Source organism: Arthrobacter sp. JB02-1C (assembly GCF_057748045.1).
On record NZ_CM173235.1, the window covers coordinates 2,387,024 to 2,404,073 of the forward strand.

The 17,050-nt window shown below is 67.9% G+C and carries 17 protein-coding genes and 1 tRNA gene; 17 read left to right on the forward strand and 1 reads right to left on the reverse strand.

Annotation, left to right across the window (positions count from 1 at the left end):
- Nucleotides 1–5: 5 nt before the first annotated feature.
- From AC3ANP_RS11240 to AC3ANP_RS11290, 11 genes are all read left to right on the forward strand, one after another.
- Entirely contained in the window at nt 6–779 is a 774-nt protein-coding gene (locus AC3ANP_RS11240) for an SDR family NAD(P)-dependent oxidoreductase (RefSeq protein ID WP_488330266.1), read from the forward strand.
- A 60-nt stretch (nt 780–839) separates the two neighbouring features.
- A complete protein-coding gene (locus AC3ANP_RS11245) occupies nt 840–1,160 on the forward strand; it encodes a 2Fe-2S iron-sulfur cluster-binding protein (protein WP_488330267.1) in 321 nt (106 codons plus the stop codon).
- 2 nt (nt 1,161–1,162) lie between these two features.
- Nucleotides 1,163–2,506 carry an NAD(P)/FAD-dependent oxidoreductase gene (locus AC3ANP_RS11250; RefSeq protein WP_488330268.1) on the forward strand — a complete coding sequence of 448 codons (1,344 nt, stop codon included), beginning with the start codon at nt 1,163–1,165 and terminating at the stop codon, nt 2,504–2,506.
- Nucleotides 2,507–2,547: 41 nt separating this feature from the next.
- Complete coding sequence (locus AC3ANP_RS11255) at nt 2,548–3,300, forward strand: HD domain-containing protein (protein ID WP_488330269.1); 753 nt, start codon at nt 2,548–2,550, stop codon at nt 3,298–3,300.
- The gene (locus AC3ANP_RS11260) at nt 3,297–4,817 is read left to right on the forward strand and encodes an aldehyde dehydrogenase family protein (RefSeq protein ID WP_488330270.1); all 1,521 of its coding nucleotides are present in this window, start codon (nt 3,297–3,299) and stop codon (nt 4,815–4,817) included. Before AC3ANP_RS11255 ends, AC3ANP_RS11260 begins: the two co-directional genes overlap by 4 nt.
- Before the next feature lie 559 nt (nt 4,818–5,376).
- Entirely contained in the window at nt 5,377–6,249 is an 873-nt protein-coding gene (locus AC3ANP_RS11265) for a phage holin family protein (RefSeq protein ID WP_488330271.1), read from the forward strand.
- 55 nt (nt 6,250–6,304) lie between these two features.
- Nucleotides 6,305–6,964, forward strand: coding sequence for a CDP-alcohol phosphatidyltransferase family protein (locus AC3ANP_RS11270; RefSeq protein ID WP_488330272.1), 660 nt, complete (start codon nt 6,305–6,307; stop codon nt 6,962–6,964).
- Complete coding sequence (locus AC3ANP_RS11275) at nt 6,964–7,869, forward strand: DMT family transporter (RefSeq protein ID WP_488330273.1); 906 nt, start codon at nt 6,964–6,966, stop codon at nt 7,867–7,869. Before AC3ANP_RS11270 ends, AC3ANP_RS11275 begins: the two co-directional genes overlap by 1 nt.
- 104 nt (nt 7,870–7,973) lie before the next feature.
- Nucleotides 7,974–9,167 carry a glycosyltransferase gene (locus tag AC3ANP_RS11280; protein WP_488333028.1) on the forward strand — a complete coding sequence of 398 codons (1,194 nt, stop codon included), beginning with the start codon at nt 7,974–7,976 and terminating at the stop codon, nt 9,165–9,167.
- 163 nt (nt 9,168–9,330) lie between these two features.
- A tRNA-Ile gene (locus AC3ANP_RS11285) sits at nt 9,331–9,407 on the forward strand.
- A 172-nt stretch (nt 9,408–9,579) separates the two neighbouring features.
- Nucleotides 9,580–10,770, forward strand: a complete 1,191-nt coding sequence (locus AC3ANP_RS11290; RefSeq protein WP_488330274.1) for an acyl-CoA dehydrogenase family protein — start codon at nt 9,580–9,582, stop codon at nt 10,768–10,770.
- Here the strand turns inward: AC3ANP_RS11290 and AC3ANP_RS11295 are convergent.
- The gene (locus AC3ANP_RS11295; RefSeq protein ID WP_488330275.1) at nt 10,767–11,303 is read right to left on the reverse strand and encodes a M23 family metallopeptidase; all 537 of its coding nucleotides are present in this window, start codon (nt 11,301–11,303) and stop codon (nt 10,767–10,769) included. The two genes, AC3ANP_RS11290 and AC3ANP_RS11295, sit on opposite strands and share 4 nt — an antisense overlap.
- A gap of 721 nt (nt 11,304–12,024) precedes the next feature.
- Here AC3ANP_RS11295 and rpsB point away from each other — a divergent pair.
- The 6 genes from rpsB to AC3ANP_RS11325 all read left to right on the forward strand — a co-directional run bounded on the left by rpsB (nt 12,025) and on the right by AC3ANP_RS11325 (nt 17,031).
- Nucleotides 12,025–12,960: a 30S ribosomal protein S2 gene (rpsB, locus tag AC3ANP_RS11300; protein WP_488330276.1), complete on the forward strand. Its 936-nt coding sequence runs from the start codon at nt 12,025–12,027 to the stop codon at nt 12,958–12,960.
- A gap of 136 nt (nt 12,961–13,096) precedes the next feature.
- On the forward strand, nt 13,097–13,933 hold the full coding sequence (gene tsf, locus AC3ANP_RS11305) for a translation elongation factor Ts (protein ID WP_488330277.1): 837 nt from the start codon (nt 13,097–13,099) through the stop codon (nt 13,931–13,933).
- A 131-nt stretch (nt 13,934–14,064) separates the two neighbouring features.
- On the forward strand, nt 14,065–14,802 hold the full coding sequence (gene pyrH / locus AC3ANP_RS11310) for a UMP kinase (protein WP_488330278.1): 738 nt from the start codon (nt 14,065–14,067) through the stop codon (nt 14,800–14,802).
- Between the two features lie 73 nt (nt 14,803–14,875).
- Nucleotides 14,876–15,433, forward strand: a complete 558-nt coding sequence (gene frr, locus AC3ANP_RS11315; protein WP_488330279.1) for a ribosome recycling factor — start codon at nt 14,876–14,878, stop codon at nt 15,431–15,433.
- On the forward strand, nt 15,433–16,353 hold the full coding sequence (locus AC3ANP_RS11320; RefSeq protein WP_488330280.1) for a phosphatidate cytidylyltransferase: 921 nt from the start codon (nt 15,433–15,435) through the stop codon (nt 16,351–16,353). The genes frr and AC3ANP_RS11320 overlap by 1 nt, the downstream gene beginning before the upstream one ends.
- 99 nt (nt 16,354–16,452) lie before the next feature.
- On the forward strand, nt 16,453–17,031 hold the full coding sequence (locus tag AC3ANP_RS11325) for a DivIVA domain-containing protein (protein ID WP_488330281.1): 579 nt from the start codon (nt 16,453–16,455) through the stop codon (nt 17,029–17,031).
- Nucleotides 17,032–17,050: the final 19 nt, after the last annotated feature.

Sequence of the window (17,050 nt, forward strand, 5' to 3'; positions counted from 1 at the left end):
CCACTATGACTGATCCCCAGAGGAACGGTGCGGGCCCTGACGGCCGCACCGTCCTGATCACCGGTGCCGCCGGCGGCCTGGGCCGGGCGTTCGCGCTCGGCTTCGGCCGCCGCGGCTACCGCGTGGCCGCGGCCGACGTGAACCTCGAGGGTGCTGAGGAAACCGCCAAACTGGTCGCCGATATTGGGGCCGAGGCGGCAGCCTTCCACGCCGATGTCACCAGCGTCGACTCCACCGAGGCCCTCGCGAAGAGCTGCGCAGACTTCGGCGGCGGGGGCATCGACGTCGTCCTCAACAACGCCGCCGTGTACGCGGGGGTGACCCGCAGCCGATTCGAAGACATCGATCCGGCCGAGTGGGACCTGGTCATGAACGTGAACCTCAAGGGCCCGTGGCTGGTGACCCGGGCCGCGAGCCCGTACCTGCGCGAGGGCGGCCGCGTCATCAACCTCTCCAGCGCGACCATCTTCAGCGGTTCGGAGCAGTGGATGCACTACGTCGCCTCGAAGGGCGGCGTGGTGGCCCTGACCAGGGTCATGGCCAAGGAGCTGGGCAGGCGGGGGATCACGGTCAACGCGATCGCCCCCGGCTTCACCCTCACCGAGGCCAGCTACGGGCTGATGGAAAATGCCGAGAACTACGGCGTGGACCGCGGCGCGATCAAGCGGGCGAGCCAGCCGGAGGACATTGTCGGCGCCGCGCTCTTCCTGGCCGGGCCGGACAGCTCCTATTACACCGGCCAGACCATGGTGGTCGACGGCGGCCGCCAGTTCATCTGACCCCGTCCGCCACCGCCCAACCCAACGATTCATCCCAAGCTCACCCTCTAAGGAGGACCCATGCCAACCGTTCATTTCACTGACGCCGAAGGCGCCGTTCGCGATGTCCAGGGCAACGCCGGCGACTCCGTCATGGAAACCGCGGTGCGCAACGGCGTGCCCGGGATCGTCGCCGAATGCGGCGGCTCGCTGTCCTGCGCCACCTGCCACGTGTTCGTCCGCGAGGACTGCCTTTCACAGCTCCCGCCGATGGAGGACATGGAGGACGAGATGCTCTACGGCACCGCGGTGGACCGCGAGGACAACTCCCGGCTGTCCTGCCAGCTCCGCCTCACGGACGAGATCGACCTGTTCGTCACCACCCCGGAAACGCAGGTGTAGCGATGGGCACCCACGCAGTGGAGCAGGCAGCCGCCGCTGAGCAGACCGCGGCCGACGCAGCCGTACAGCCGGACAGCACCACCCGAACCGGCCTGCTGATCATCGGCGCGAGCCAGTCCGGCGTCCAGCTCGCGGTGTCGCTGCGGGCGCTTGGCTTCGAGGAGCACATCACCCTCCTCGGCGACGAGGACCACCGCCCCTACCAGCGGCCGGCGCTGTCCAAGGAATTCCTCCAGGGCACGGTGGAGAGCGAATCGCTGATCTTCCGCTCCAACGACTACTGGACCGAACACAACGTGGACCTGGTGAAGGGCGAATTCATCGTCCGGATCGACAAGGGCGCGGACGGCTCCGGCGTCGCGCATTCCGCCTCCGGCAAGCAGTTCCCCTTCAAACGGCTCGCCCTCACAGTGGGCGCCCGCGCCCGCAAGCTGGAGATCGACGGCGGGGACCTCGACGGCGTGCTGTATCTGCGCAACGCCGACGACGCCCTGGCGCTCAAGGCCCGGGTGGGGGACGTCACGGACGTGGTGGTGATCGGCGGCGGCTTCATCGGCCTGGAAGCCGCGTCAAGCCTGCGCAAGATGGGCAAAAACGTCACGGTGCTGGAGTTCGGGCCGCGCCTCGTGGGCCGGGCCGTCGGCGAAGAAACCGCCGACTACTTCCTGCGGGCGCACCGGGACCGCGGACTCGACATCCGGCTCAGCACGAGCGCCCGGCGGTTCATTGCCGAGCACGGCCCGGGCGAGGGCAGCGGGGCGGTGGCCGGCGTGGAACTCCAGGACGGCACCGTGCTGCCCGCGCAGATCGTGCTGGTAGGCATCGGCGTCATCCCCAACACCCAGCTGGCGGAAGAACTGGGCCTCGCGGTGGACAACGGGATCGTCGTGGACCGCTTCGCCCTGGCCTCGGACGGCGCCACGGTAGCAATCGGCGACTGCGCCAACATGCCCAACCCGGTGCCCGGGTCCACGCCCGGCGAACGGATCAGGCTGGAAAGCGTCAACAACGCCATCGAACACGCCAAGGTCGCCGCTTACTCGCTGACCGGACGGCGGGAGGAATACGCCGGCATCCCGTGGTTCTGGTCGAACCAGGCGGACCTCAAGCTGCAAATCGCCGGCCTCTGCAACGGCTACGACCAGACTGTTCTCCGGCGCGACGAGGAGCGCGGAAAGTTCAGTGTCCTCTACTACCGGCAGGGCCGGATCATCGCCGCGGACTGCGTCAACGCGCCGCTGGACTTCATGGCCGTCAGGAACGCGCTCGCCAAGGGCCAGAACATCCCGGCGGACGCCGCCGCTGACCCGGCCACCCCCCTCAAGACGATTACGACGGACAGCTAACTGTATTCAGACAGTACGTTGGCCGCACCCGAAGGAGCATCATGACCATCCCCGAGACTCCGGTCGCCCACGCCGACGCTGGTGCGTCCGCCCGAAGCGCGGAAAGCGAGTCCGCGGCCGCGGATTTTGCCGCAACCTATCCGGCCCGCCCGGTTCCGGCCATGGGCCCGGTCGACACCGCTCCGATCGCCACCACGCCGGCGGCCCTTGAGGACCTCGACGGTCTTTGGCATGCCGTGGTGCACGAGACCCGCACCCGCGGCAACGACATCCACCTCCCGATCTCGCTCGCGTTCGCCGAACGGCTGTGCCGCGCCTACCCTGACGCCGACGCCGAACTGGTCCGCGTGGCCACCTTGCTGCACGACACCGGATGGGCCCACGTGGACGAATCGCGCATCATCTCCGAGGGCTTCGCGGGGGACTGGCGCAAGGCAGCCATCCGGTTCGAACACGAGAAGCAGGGCTGCGGCGTCGCCCGCCGGGTGCTCCCGCCCCTGGGCTATTCCCCGGAGTTCATCGAACGGGTCTGCGAGATCATCGACGGCCACGACACCCGCCCGGAAGCGCAGTCCCTGGAAGACGCGTTGATGCGCGACGCGGACCGGCTGTGGCGGTTCGATCAGGCGGGGATTGCGCTGGCTTCGTCGTGGTTCGGGATGGATCCTGCCACCTACACCGACCGGCTGGCCACCGAAATCGTGCCCGAACTCATCACCCAGGCCGCCCATGACATGGCCACCGCGGACCTGGACCGATCCAACGCCCTGCTCAAGACGGCGGTGATCCGGTGACCGCCGCGACGCACGACGCGCCGGCCCTCGCCGCGCGGGCCGCACTCGAACTGCCGTACACCCACGTCGAGGACATCTTCCTCGACGGCGCCTGGATCCCCGCGCGCGGCACCGGCCGCAACCCGGTCACGGACCCCGCCACCGGCGAAGTGTGGGGCTCGGTGCCGGACGGAACGCCCGGCGACGTCGACGCCGCCGTCGCCTCCGCCCGCAGGGCTTTCGACGCGGGCGGGTGGCCGCGGTTGGCGCCGTCCGAGCGGGCAGCCTATCTGCTGCGCATCGCCGAGGAAGTGGAGAAACGGGCGGGGGAGCTGTCGCTGACCAACACCCGCGAAAACGGCTCGCCGGTGTCCGAATCCGGCGGAGCAGCCGCCAACGCGGCGGGCATCTTCCGCTACTTCGCCACCTTGGCCGAGTACCTTGAGCGCGAGGATGTGCGTGCGTTCCCCAAGGGCGGCGGCGAATCCGTGGTCCGGCGTGAACCGATCGGCGTGTGCGCGCTGATCGCGCCGTGGAATTTTCCGATCAACCTCGTGGTCATCAAACTTGCCCCGGCGCTGCTGGCCGGCTGTACCGTGGTCATCAAGCCGGCGTCGCCCACGCCGCTGTCGCTCCGGGTGATTATCGACGCCGTGGCCGCGGCGGGTGTCCCGGCCGGCGTCGTCAACCTGGTCACCGGGTCCGGCCGGCTCGGGGACGCGCTGGTGAAACACCCCGGCGTGGACAAGGTGGCGTTCACCGGTTCAACGCCGGTGGGCCGGAAAATAGCCGCGGCCTGCGGCGAGCTGCTGCGCCCCGTCACCTTGGAGCTTGGCGGAAAATCCAGTGCGATTGTGCTGCCGGACGCTGACCTGGACGCGATGTCGCGGGTGCTGATCCGCTCCTCCATGCGCAACACCGGCCAAACCTGCTACATCTCCACCCGGATCCTGGCCCCCGCCAGCCGGTACGACGAAGTGGTGGACATGGTCACTTCCACCATCGCCGCCGGCAAGCAGGGCGACCCGCTGGACCCGGACACGGTCTTCGGGCCCTGCGCCACCGAATCCCAATACCGGACGGTGCTGGAATACGTTGAGTCCGGACTGGCCGAAGGGGCCCGCGCCACCACGGGCGGCCGGGCAGCGACCCTCGGCGGCGGGCTCGAAGGCGGCTACTTCGTGGAACCCACTGTGTTCGCCGACGTCACCCCGGAGATGCGGATTTCCCGGGAGGAGATCTTCGGCCCGGTGATCTGCATCCTGAAGTATGACGACGCCGGCGGCGCCGTTGATCAGGCGGTCGAGCTGGCGAACAACACCGAGTTCGGCCTCGGAGGGCTGGTATTCGGGAAGGACCCCGCCGCTGCCCTGGCGGTGGCTGACCGGATGGACACCGGGTCCGTTGGCATCAACTTCTTCGCGTCCAACCACGCTGCACCCTTCGGCGGCCGCCACGACTCAGGGCTCGGGACCGAATATGGCATCGAAGGCCTGAACGCGTACCTCAGTTACAAGTCCATCCACCGCCAGCTCTAGCCTCCCGCCGTCTCCCGAGCCGGTCCGCCCCCGGCCCGGCCCGGTGCGCCCCGTCCTGGTGCGCCCGCCCGTCCGTCCCATCCACCTACCCCGTCCCGGGGGGCATGTGCCACGTTCGAGCCGGCGGGTGGGCATGTGCCCGCTATGTCCATTCGTGGCCGCGGGGACTGGGCATGCCCTTCCCGGGGGGTCCGCCTGTTGTTGTGCCAGCCGGGTGGGCATGTGCCACGTTCGAGCCGGCGGGTGGGCATGTGCCACGTTCGAGCCGGCGGGTGGGCATGTGCCCCGTCCACCTACCCCGTCCCGGGGGACATGCGCCACGTTTGAGCCGGCGGGTGGGCATATGCCCGTTATGTCCATTCGTGGCCGCGGGGACTGGGCATGCCCTTCCCGGGGGTCCACGACCCGCCCAGCCCGTACGCCACGCCCAACCTGCCAGTCGGCCGGACCCGGTCCTGACGCTGAATGATAGTTTTGAGACCTGAGTGCGCGCCGGGAGGGGCGCACCCGGCAATTCAGCGGAAGCGGCACCACAGATGGAACCAGTTAGGCGGAACCCATGAGCGGACGTCACACCGGCAGTACGAGGAGCGGCGGCCTCCGCCTTTCCGCGCTGCCCAAAACCCTGAAACTGATTTTCAAGCTTGCACCGCGGCAGCTCAACGACGAGATTGCCTTCGCCAAGGCCGAACTGAAACGCAAGGGCAAACAGCTCGGCGTGGCAGCGGCCTTCCTCGCCGTTGCCCTCGTCTTCGTCGCGTTCCTGGTGGTCGGCCTCATTGTGGCCGCCATCATGGGCCTGGCCACGGTGATGCCGGCGTGGCTGGCCGCCCTGCTGGTCTGCGCGGCGTTCCTGCTGATCGCCCTGGTCGTGGGCCTGGTCGGTTACAGCCGGTTCAAGAAGGCCATGCCGCTGATGCCGGACGAGACCATCCGCGGCCTGCGGTATGACCTCGGCATCGCCAAGGAAGGATCTTCCTTCGACGCCGCCGTCCTGGACCCCGACTCCCCGCAGGCCAAGGCCGCCAAGGCCGCCAAGGAGGAAGCCGCCGCCAAGGCAAAGGCAGAAAAGGAAGCCAAGAAGGCAGCCGAGGAGACCGACTTCGGCCCGGCCCCCACGGAGGCGGACCTGCGCCGCCGCCTCGACCAGCGCCGTTGGCACCTCACCGGGGTCCGCGACGAACTCGGCGAGGAACTCGACGTCAAGACCCAGGGCCAAGCCCTACTCGCTGCCGGCCAGCACCGCCTGGCGGAAGGCAAAGAACTCGTCGACGACAGGGTGGCGGCCTTCCGCGACCGGCCCAGGGCCCCCGGTGCCGGCACGGTTCCTGGCGCCCAGGCGGAGCTTGCCAGGCGTTGGAAGCCCCTGGCCGCACTGGCCGCCTCGACGGCGGCGTTCGTCTTCCTGCTCCGCCGCCTGCTCAAGGGATAGGCGCCACCCTGGTCTCCGACACTGACTCGACGCCGGTTGTGGAAAGGGGGAATGGATGAGGTTCATCGGTGCCGGCACCCGGCCCGGGCAGCCCCAGATCCACCACGACCAGGTCTTCACGGTCCCCAACCTGCTGACCGTGATCCGTTTCCTCGGCGTCCCGCTTTTCATCTGGCTGGTCCTGGCCAAACGGGAGTACGGGGCCGCCGTACTGGTGCTCGCAGTCATGGGCAGCACCGACTGGGTGGACGGATACGTGGCCCGCCGCTTCAACCAGATGTCCAAGCTTGGCCGCATCATGGACCCCATCGCCGACCGGTTGTCCCTGATCGCGGTGGCGGTCACCCTCGTGATCGCCGGCGTCGTCGAGTGGTGGTACCTGACCGCCCTGCTGGTACCGGACCTGGTGCTGCTCAGCAGCTCCTTGTTCTATTTCCACAGCCACCCGGACCTGCCGGTGAGCCGGATCGGAAAGGTCCGCACCGCGCTGCTGCTGGTTGGCACGCCGCTTCTGGTCCTGTCCAAGCTCGCCATCCCGGGGACGGGCAGTTATTTTGTGGCCGCCTGGCTCTGCCTGGGACTGGGCCTGATCGGGCACTGGATTGCTGCCTATAACTACCTCCGGGCCATTATCCGCAAGGGTCGGGGAGTCCGGGCCGCAAGCCACGGCACCGCGTCCCGGGAGCCGGACACGACCGACGGCGGGCTGCGCTGATGGTCTGGTTCGCGGTACTGCTCGCGGTCCTCGGCGCCTGCTTCCTGGCCTTCGGCGCCCAACGGCAGGGGAGTGCGGTCAAGGCCGACACCGGCGGCCTGGCCCTCAGCTCGCACGGGCTGCTGCGCCTGATCCGGAACCCGCGCTGGGTGCTGGGACTGGTGCTCCTCGCCACCGGCACCGCGATGAACGCGATCGCCCTGGTTTCCGCGCCGCTGACCGTCGTCCAGCCGATCGGCGCAATCGCCCTCGTCATCACCACCATCATCAACGCGAAGGACCAAGGGCTCAGCATCAACCGGGCCACCGTCGTGGCCATCAGTTCCTGCGTCACCGGCTCGGCCCTGTTCGTGATCCTCGCCATCAACGTGACGCAGGAAAACCACCACGTCAGCGGCACCGATGAACTGACCGTTGTGCTGCTGCTGGCCCTGGCCGTGGGCTTGTTCGGGACGCTGGCAGTGCTGTTCAAGCACCGGCTGAGCGCCTTCGTCTACATCATCGGCGCCGGCGTGCTCTTCGGCTTCGTGGCCGTCCTGACCCGCATCATCGGCAAGCACCTGCTCGATCCCAACGGACTGTTCCTGCTCAATGTCCAGTGGTACACCCTGGTGGCGATGGCGGCTGCCGGCGGCCTCGGATCCTGGTTCGTGCAAAGCGCCTACTCCGGTGGCCCGCCGGACCTGGTGATCGCCGGGCTGACCGTGATCGACCCGATCGTCGGCATTGCCATCGGCATCGTGATCCTGGGGGAGTTGCGCCCCGACGTCCACGCCGTGACGGCGATCGCCATGGGGTCCGCCGCTTCCCTTGCTATCGTGGGAGTGATCGCCCTTTCCCGGCACCACCCCGAGGTCACAAAGCGCAAGAAGGACGCGCGGAAGGCCGCGGGACGGCTGTCCTAGGGTGGTGCCAGAGACTTCAGGCGCGGCCGGCGCCAGCGCGCCGACGGTCGCCCGCCGCAGCCCCGCTGACCGCACCGTGAACACCAGGAGCTATCCCCGTGACCATGCCCGAGAATAACCAGAAACCGCTGACCATCCTGATTGCCGCGGAAACGTACCCGCCCAACATTAACGGCGCGGCTATGTTCGGTTACCGCCTGGCCAAAGGCATGACCGCCCGCGGACACAACGTGCACGTCCTGGCCTGCCGACCGAGCAAAGGAAAGAGCTACAGCGAAGCCTGCGACGAAGGCACGGTCCACCGGATCCGGTCGCACTCGGTTCCGACTCACGAATACTTCCGGATCACCTTTCCCTGGGAGATCAAGAAGGAAATTGCCCTGCTGTTCGACCGGATCCGCCCCGACGTCGTGCACATCCAGAGCCACTACATGATTGGTGAGCACGTCCTGTACGAGGCGGTCAAGCGGGGCGTCCGGGTCGTAGCGACCAACCACTTCATGCCGGAGAACCTAAATCCGTTCCTGCCGTTCCCGCAGTGGTTCAAGGACATCGTGGGCCGGGTCTCCTGGCGTGACATGGGCAAGGTGATGGGCCAGGCCGATGTCGTCACGACCCCGACGCCGCTCGCCGCCAAGGCCATGCACGACCATGCCTTCCTCCGCAAGGTGCTGCCGCTCTCCAACGGCATCGACGCCGCGGCCTACGAACTGAAGCCCGGCGAGGAGGAGTTCCGCCACGCCAGCCCCACCGTGCTGTTTGTCGGACGCCTGGCCGAGGAGAAACACATCGACGTGCTGATTGACGCCGTGGCCAAGACGCCGTCCGAGCTGGACATCCACCTGGAAATCGTCGGCGGAGGCGAGGTCCGGTCCGCCCTCGAGGCGCAGGTGGCACGCCTCGGCCTGCAGGACCGGGTGAGGTTCCTCGGACTGGCCAGCGACGAGGATCTGCGGAAGGCGTACCTGGGCGCGGATCTGTTCTGCATGCCCGGCACGGCCGAGCTGCAGTCGCTCGTGACCCTGGAGGCGATGTCCGCATCCACCCCGGTGGTCCTGGCCGACGCCATGGCGCTGCCGCACCTGGTGCGCGACGGCGAGAACGGCTACCTGTTCACGCCGAATGACAGCGATGACCTGGCCGCCAAGATCACACGGGTACTCTCCCTGCCGGCGGACGAGCGGGCCGCCATGGGCAAGACGAGCCGGAGCATGGTCGAGAGCCACGGCATCGAGCGCACCCTGCAGACCTTCGAGGACATTTACCGCGGCGCCAGCTACGACGATCTGGTCGTCTAGCGGCACCGGCCGCGGCCCCTCCCGCACCCTGCCCACCGGCGGGGGACGCGGGTGGGACGCGGCGCGCTGGGCCGGCAGCCCGGGTGCCGGGGGCTAGTATTGCTAGAGTGTTTTTGCCCGGACCGGGCGCCGTCCCGCCGGGCCGGCTCTCTTCCGGGCGCAGGGGGCTATAGCTCAGCTGGTTAGAGCGCGGGACTCATAATCCTAAGGTCCTCGGTTCAAGTCCGAGTAGCCCTACCACGACCCCGCGCCCCGGTGCGCGCGGCAGCCTTTCGCCCGACCATACCGCCGGGCGGGTGTGCTCCCGGTCACTTGCCAGCGGCACGGCTGCACGGTAAGTTACTGATCAGTAACAAGCCGGTGGCGCCTTGACTGCGCCCTGTTGGTCGCTGCTGACCCGTGAAGGAACAACATGTCCAAAGCTGCAATCGATATAAACAACCTGCCCTACGCGGACGGCGACTTCTTCGCGTTCGAACAGTTGCTCAGCGGCAAGGAACAGGACCGGCTCGCCGAGGTGCGGGAGTTCCTGGCCCGGGAGGTCAGGCCCATCGCGGTGGACTGCTGGAACCGCGGCGAGTTTCCGATGGAACTGATCCCCAAACTCGCGGACATCGACCTGGTCAGCCCGGTCCGCCGCCAGGGCTATTCCAACCTCTTCGCCGGCATCCTGCATGCCGAAGCCACCCGCGCCGACACCTCGATCGCCACCTTCATGGGCGTGCACGACGGACTGTTCACCGGCTCCATCGAGGCGCTCGCCTCGCAGGAGCAGCAGGAGGCCTGGCTGCCCGATATCTACGCGCTGAAAAAGATCGGCGCCTTCGGCCTGACGGAACCGCTGGGCGGCTCCGACGTCGCCGGCGGGACGAGGACCACTGCCCGGCGCGAGGGTGGGAACTGGATCCTCAACGGCGCCAAGCGCTGGATCGGCAACGCCACCTTCTCCGACTGGGTGGTCATCTACGCCCGCGACGTTGCGGACAACCAGGTCAAGGGCTTCCTCGTGGACACCGGCACCGAGGGTTACAGCGCCACCAAGATCGAGAACAAGATCTCGCTGCGCACGGTGCAGAATGCCGACATCACGCTGGAGAACGTCGTGGTCCCCGACTTCTACAAGCTCGCCAACGCCAACAGCTTCCGGGACACCAACAAGGTCCTCAAAGTCACCCGCCTGGCCGTTGCCTGGCAGGCCGTCGGCCAGCAGCTCGCCGCGTTCGACGTCGCCCGCCGCTACGCCGTCGAGCGCAGCCAGTTCGGCCGGCCGATCGCCTCCTTCCAGCTCGTACAGCACCAGCTCGTGCAGATCCTCGGCAACGCCGTCAGCTCCATGGGCATGATGGTCCGCCTTTCCCAGCTCGAAGACGCCGGCCAGGCCAAGGACGAGCAGTCTGCCCTGGCCAAGGCCTTCACGACGGCACGGATGCGCGAAAGCGTTGCCATCGGCCGCAGCCTCCTCGGCGGCAACGGCATCGTCACGGACTACGAAATGGCCAAGGTCTTCGCCGACGCCGAAGCGATCTACTCCTACGAAGGCACCCACGAGATCAACACGCTGGTGACCGGCCGGGCCATCACGGGGATCTCGGCGATCGTCTAGCTCCCCGGACGAGCCCTTATCGGCGGCAGCAGGACGGAGGGCCGCCGGTCCGTCACGAAGGACAGCGGATCCAGGTAGACCTCGCCGCGGCGCACGCCCCAGTGGATGCACGGCGTCGCGCCGCAGTGCCCGGGCAGCGACCGGCCCAGCACAGCGCCTTCGGCGACGGCGTCGCCGGGCAGCAACCGGCTCTCCACCGGTTCGAAACTGCTCCGCAATCCGTTGCCGTGATCGACGGTCAGCACCGGGCGGTCTACCACGACGCCGACGAAGCTGACCCGGCCCGCAGCCGGCGAGGTGACCGGCGCGCCGTCGTACCCCGCCCGCAGGTCCACCCCGCGGTGCCCGCTGAGCCACGGCCGGTCCGGCGGGTCGAAACCCCGCAGTACGGCCGGTTTGGGGGAGAGCGGCCAGCTCCAGCGCGCCGCAGCTGCCGAAGCCGGGACTGCCGGGGGTGCCGCGCCGGGTGCCGCGGCGGGCGCCGCGCAAGTCAGGGACAGCAGCAGGGCGGCGGGCAGGCTGAAGACCTTCATGGTGCCACCCTCCCGCCCCGGCAGCCGCCGCGAAAGGGCCGGCCGCGGCCATGTGGATAGCCGGGCGGACGCCGCGCTGTGCACCGTGGGACCCCTTTCGGCGCGCCGGTTTGGCCGGACCTGTGACGTTTGCAGGCAGCGACAGCGTTCCTGCCCGGTTGCACCCTGGCCAAGCACGTCGGGCTGGCCGGCTAACCGCCAACTGGCGCGGATTTCGGGCCCCACCGCTGCGGCGAACCGGGCTGGAACGTCGCGGCCGCCCCACGTCCGACAGGTTGTGCCGGCGGCCGCCGTGCGTCCCGTGACCACTCGCCACCCAGCCCTTCAGGCCCGCCAACCCCCTTCCGATCGGCCCCCGGCGGCCCGCCCGGAATCCGTGCGTCCGGGCAGGTGCCCTGTAGTACACTTGGTGGAGCAGTTTGCTGTGCCCTCATGCGCGTTTCCGGTTTTTGATCGGATAGTTTTTCGTCGGATAGGCAGCACGCCTCATTCAGGAGTGCGGGAACAGCAGCTGACTACGCGTATCCAGCCCTCCCAGTCCGAAGCCCGGCTTCCGGGTGCGGAGGACTGCGCCTCTTACGGTCCGGCCCCTGGTCGGATGAGGGGTGCGGTGGATGCCAGGAGCAGCACCCGACCGGGTGGTGCTAACAACCGTCAACTATTGGCAGGGTAAGAGAGCCCACGGCTTTCTCATGAATGACCTGCCGGAAGGAGCGTCGGCATGCCCGTCGTAACTATGCGCCAGCTGCTTGACAGCGGCGTCCACTTTGGACACCAGACCCGCCGTTGGAACCCGAAGATGAAGCGCTTCATCTTCACGGAGCGCAACGGCATCTACATCATTGACCTTCAGCAGTCGCTGTCCTACATCGACCGCGCCTACGAGTTCGTCAAGGCCACCGTCGCCCACGGCGGCACTGTCCTCTTCGTCGGCACCAAGAAGCAGGCACAGGAAGCCATCGCGGAGCAGGCTACCCGCGTCGGCCAGCCGTACGTGAACCAGCGTTGGCTCGGCGGCATGCTGACCAACTTCCAGACGGTCTCCAAGCGCATCCAGCGCATGAAGGAACTCGAAGAGATCGACTTCGACGACGTCGCCGGCTCCGCGTACACCAAGAAGGAACTGCTGCTTCTTCGCCGCGAGCTGACCAAGCTGGAGACCAACCTCGGTGGTATCCGCAACCTGACCAAGGCGCCGTCGCTCCTGTGGGTTGTTGACACCAAGAAGGAGCACCTCGCCGTCGACGAGGCCCAGAAGCTGAACATCCCGGTGGTGGCCATCCTGGACACCAACTGCGATCCGGACGAAGTCGACTTCCCGATCCCGGGCAACGACGACGCCATCCGCTCCGTCAACCTGCTGACCCGCGTTGTTGCCGACGCCGTGGCTGAGGGCCTGATCGCCCGCCACAACCGCGCCACCGGCACCACCGAGGCTCCGGAGGAGCCGCTGGCCGAGTGGGAGCGCGAGCTCCTCGAAGGCAGCAAGACCGCAGAGACCGCAGCTCCGGCTGCCGCAGAGACGGCAGCTCCGGCCGCCGCCGATGCTGCTGCCCCGGAGGCCGCCGCTGAGGCTGCTGCCCCGGAGGCCGCCGAGGCTCCCGCCGCAGAGGCCCCGGCTGCCGAGGCTGCTCCGGCCGCCGACGAAGCCAAGTAGTCAGACAAGTAAATCTGGATCTCCCCGGGCGCTGCCGCGCAGCGTCCGGGGTACTGACAGGATGGCCGCTCACCGTGGTGAGCAGCCGTCCTGTCGGTCCGTACACCACATAAATTTTCTAGACAGAGGGGTTCACATGGCGAACTACACTGCCGCTGATATCAAGGCTCTGCGCGAGCGCACCGGCGCCGGCATGATGGATGTCAAGAAGGCTCTTGACGAAGCCAACGGTGACGCCGAGAAGGCCATCGAGATCATCCGGATCAAGGGCCTCAAGGGCGCTACCAAGCGCGAGGGCCGCTCCACCGCCGAAGGCCTGGTGGCGGCCAAGGTCGATGCCGGCGTCGGCGTCATGATCGAAGTCAACTGCGAGACCGACTTCGTGGCCAAGGCGGACAAGTTCATCCAGCTCGCCGACAAGGTGCTGGCCGTAGCGGTGGAGTCCGGCGCTGCCGACCTCGACACCCTGCTCGCCACCGAGGTCGACGGCAAGCCGCTCTCCGAGGTTGTCATCGAAGAGGGTGCAATCCTCGGTGAGAAGGTTGTGGTCCGCCGCATCGCCCGCATCGAAGGCGCGACTGTGGACGCGTACCTGCACAAAACCTCCAAGGACCTCCCGGCCCAGGTCGGCGTGCTGTTCGCCGTTGACGGTGAGGGTGAAGCGGCTTCCACCGCCGCCCACGACGTCGCAGTGCACATCGCGGCGATGGCGCCGAACTACCTGACCCGCGAGGACGTCCCCGCCGATCTGGTCGAGTCCGAGCGCCGCATCGCCGAGGAAACCGCCAAGGCCGAGGGCAAGCCCGAGGCAGCGATGACCAAGATTGTGGAAGGCCGCGTGACCGGCTTCTACAAGGGCGAGGTCCTCGTTGACCAGGCATTCGCCAAGGATGCCAAGAAGTCTGTCGCCCAGGTCCTCGAAGAGGCCGGCGTCAAGGCAACCGCGTTCACGCGGTTCCGCGTCGGTTCCTAAGTAGGTTCCGCTGAGGGGTGGTCACTGCGGTGGCCACCCCTTTCGCATGCGCCCCGGACGCTGGCCGGGGAATGCAGCCTTTGGTCCCCGGCACGATACCCTTTTTCAGAGCTCACCAACGGGAAGGCACCATGGAAACCGTCAACAATTCAGCCCAGCCAACGAAGAACAGGCGCCGCGTGCTCCTGAAGCTGTCAGGCGAAGTCTTCGGCGGGGGCAAACTGGGCGTTGACCCGGACACCGTCCGCGGGGTTGCGAAGCAGATCGCGGCCGCCGTTCCCGAGGTCGAGGTGGCCATCGTCGTCGGCGGCGGAAACTTCTTCCGGGGCGCCGAACTCTCGCAAAGCGGCATGGACCGCTCCCGGGCCGACTACATGGGCATGCTCGGCACCGTCATGAACTGCCTGGCCCTGCAGGACTTCCTGGAACAGGCCGGCGTCGAGACCCGTGTCCAGAGCGCCATCACCATGGGCCAGGTGGCCGAAGCCTACATTCCGCGCCGCGCCATCCGCCACATGGAAAAGGGCCGCGTCGTCATCTTTGGCGCCGGCGCCGGCCTTCCGTACTTCTCCACCGACACCGTCGCCGCCCAGCGCGCCATGGAGGTCCACGCCGACGTCGTCCTGATGGCCAAGAGCGGGGTCGACGGCGTCTACACCGCCGACCCCAAGAAGGACCCGAACGCGGAGAAGCTGCACCACCTCAGCTACGACGAGGCCCTGCGCCGCGATATCCGCGTCATGGACCAGACGGCGATGACCATGTGCAAGGACAACAACCTGACGATGGTGGTGTTCGGCATGGAAGGCGAGGGCAACGTGACCCGGGCCATCCGTGGCGAGGAACTGGGCACCGTAGTCACCCCCTAGCTGCGGCTAGGATGTTTTTTAGGACAGTTCAGCTCCCCGGGCTCTGGGGCGCGCCAATTTCTGAGGAGAGATCGTGATCGAAGAAACCTTGCTCGAAGCCGGGGACAAGATGGACAAGGCGGTTGAGGTAGCCAAGGAAGACTTCGCCTCGATCCGGACCGGCCGCGCCACCCCTGGCCTGTACAACAAGGTCCTGGTGGATTACTACGGCGCGCCGACTCCGCTGCAGCAGCTGGCCTCGTTCGCCGTCCCGGATGCCCGCACCATCCTGATCACCCCGTTCGACAAGGCCGCGCTGCGCGACATCGAACGCGCGCTGAGCGACTCCGAGGTCGGCGCCAACCCCTCCAACGACGGCAACGTCATCCGGATCACCATCCCGGAACTGACCAAGGAACGCCGCAAGGAATACGTCAAGATCGTCAAGTCCAAGGGCGAGGACGCCAAGGTGTCCATCCGGAACATCCGCCGTAAGGCCAAGGAAACCCTGGACAGGCTCGTCAAGGACGGCGAAGCGGGCGAAGACGAGGGCACCCGCGGGGAGAAGGAACTCGACGCCCTGACCAAGTCGCACGTGGACGGCATCGACGAGCTGCTCAAGCGCAAGGAAGCCGAGCTGCTAGAGGTCTGATGGCGGCCGAACAACAGGCGCCGGGCCCGCGGGTCCGGGCGCGGGGCAAACCACGGAAGAACCCGACGCCGAAGGCCGGCCGGAACCTCCCGGCCGCCACGGCGGTGGGCCTTGCCATGCTCTTCGCGGTGCTCGGCGGCCTGCTCTTCCTGCCCCTGGCCTTCGTGCTCATCGTCACCGCGTTCGCGGTGTTCGGCGTCTGGGAGGTCTACCGCGCGCTGGAGGCTTCCGGCACCCGGCTGCCGATCATCCCGGCGATGACCGGCACCGTGGCGATGCCGCTCGCGGCCTACTTCGGCGGTCCCGAAAGCCTGCTCTTCGCGCTGCTGCTCAGCAGCGTCGCCGTGCTCCTCTGGCGTTCGCTCGAGGGGGCAGCCGGGTCCGCGCGCAGCATCTTCGCGGGGGTCTTCACCATGGCCTGGGTCCCGTTCCTGATCAGCTTCGCGGTGCTGCCACTGCATGCGGCCGGCGGTCCCACCCCGATCGGCCCTTGGCCCGGCGGGGTGGTGCCGAACGGAGCCTGGCAGATCGGCACCCTGCTGCTGCTGGTGGTTGCGAATGACACGTTCGGCTACCTGGTGGGGGCCTCGCTTGGCAAGCACCCGATGGCTCCGAAGATCAGCCCGAAGAAGTCCTGGGAGGGCTTCGGCGGGTCGATTGCCGGCGCCGTACTGGTCGGAATCCTCGCCTGTCTCTTCGTGCTCGGTGAACCTTGGTGGTTCGGCGCGGCGCTGGCCGTCGGCATGGTGGCCGCGGCGACAGCCGGTGACCTGGCCGAGTCCATGGTCAAGCGCGAACTCGGGATCAAGGACATGGGCAACAGCCTCCCCGGCCATGGCGGGGTGATGGACCGGCTGGACTCCATCGTGTTCGCGTCACCGGTGGCGTTCATGATTTTTTCCGCCGCCGCCGGCGGCTAGCCCCGCGGGCATCTCCCGGAGCCTACAATAGTCCCGAGCAAACCCCGCCCGCAGACGGCGCAACCAAAGCCGAACCGCATCGAAGGAAACATAGTTACAGTGGACATCCAACGGCAGCTTCCTGCCTCCTTTGACCGCGTGCAGCGGAACCAGTACGGCTACAACGCCAAGCAGGTCGACCAGTTTCTGGAGCGGGCCCGGGTGTCCTTTGAAGCCCCCCACGCAGCCGCCCGCTCGGTCAAGAGCGCAGACGTCCGCGCCGTCTCCTTCGACCCCGTCAAGGGCGGCTATGCCGCCGCCGGCGTGGACGCGGCCCTGGACCGGCTCGAAGACGCCCTGGCCCGCCGGGAACGCGACGAGCTGATCGGGGAACGCGGCGAAGAGGCCTGGCTCCGGGAGATCGGCCGGCTCGCCGGCCTGCTCCGCGGCCGCCTGCACCGCCCGGACGGCCAGCGTTTCCGCCGGCCCGCCAAGGCCAAAGTGCGCAGCTACAACACCGCCGACGTCGATGACCTGTGCCACGACCTGATCGGCTACCTCGAGGAGGACCAGCCATTGAGCGTGGACAACATCCGCCGGGCCACGTTCCGGGCGGCCGTCGGGCGGGACGGCTACGAGGAAAGCCAGGTCGACGCCTTCCTGGACCGCGTCGTCGAACTGATGGCAGCTATCGACTGATCCCCGGGCCCGGGGCCGC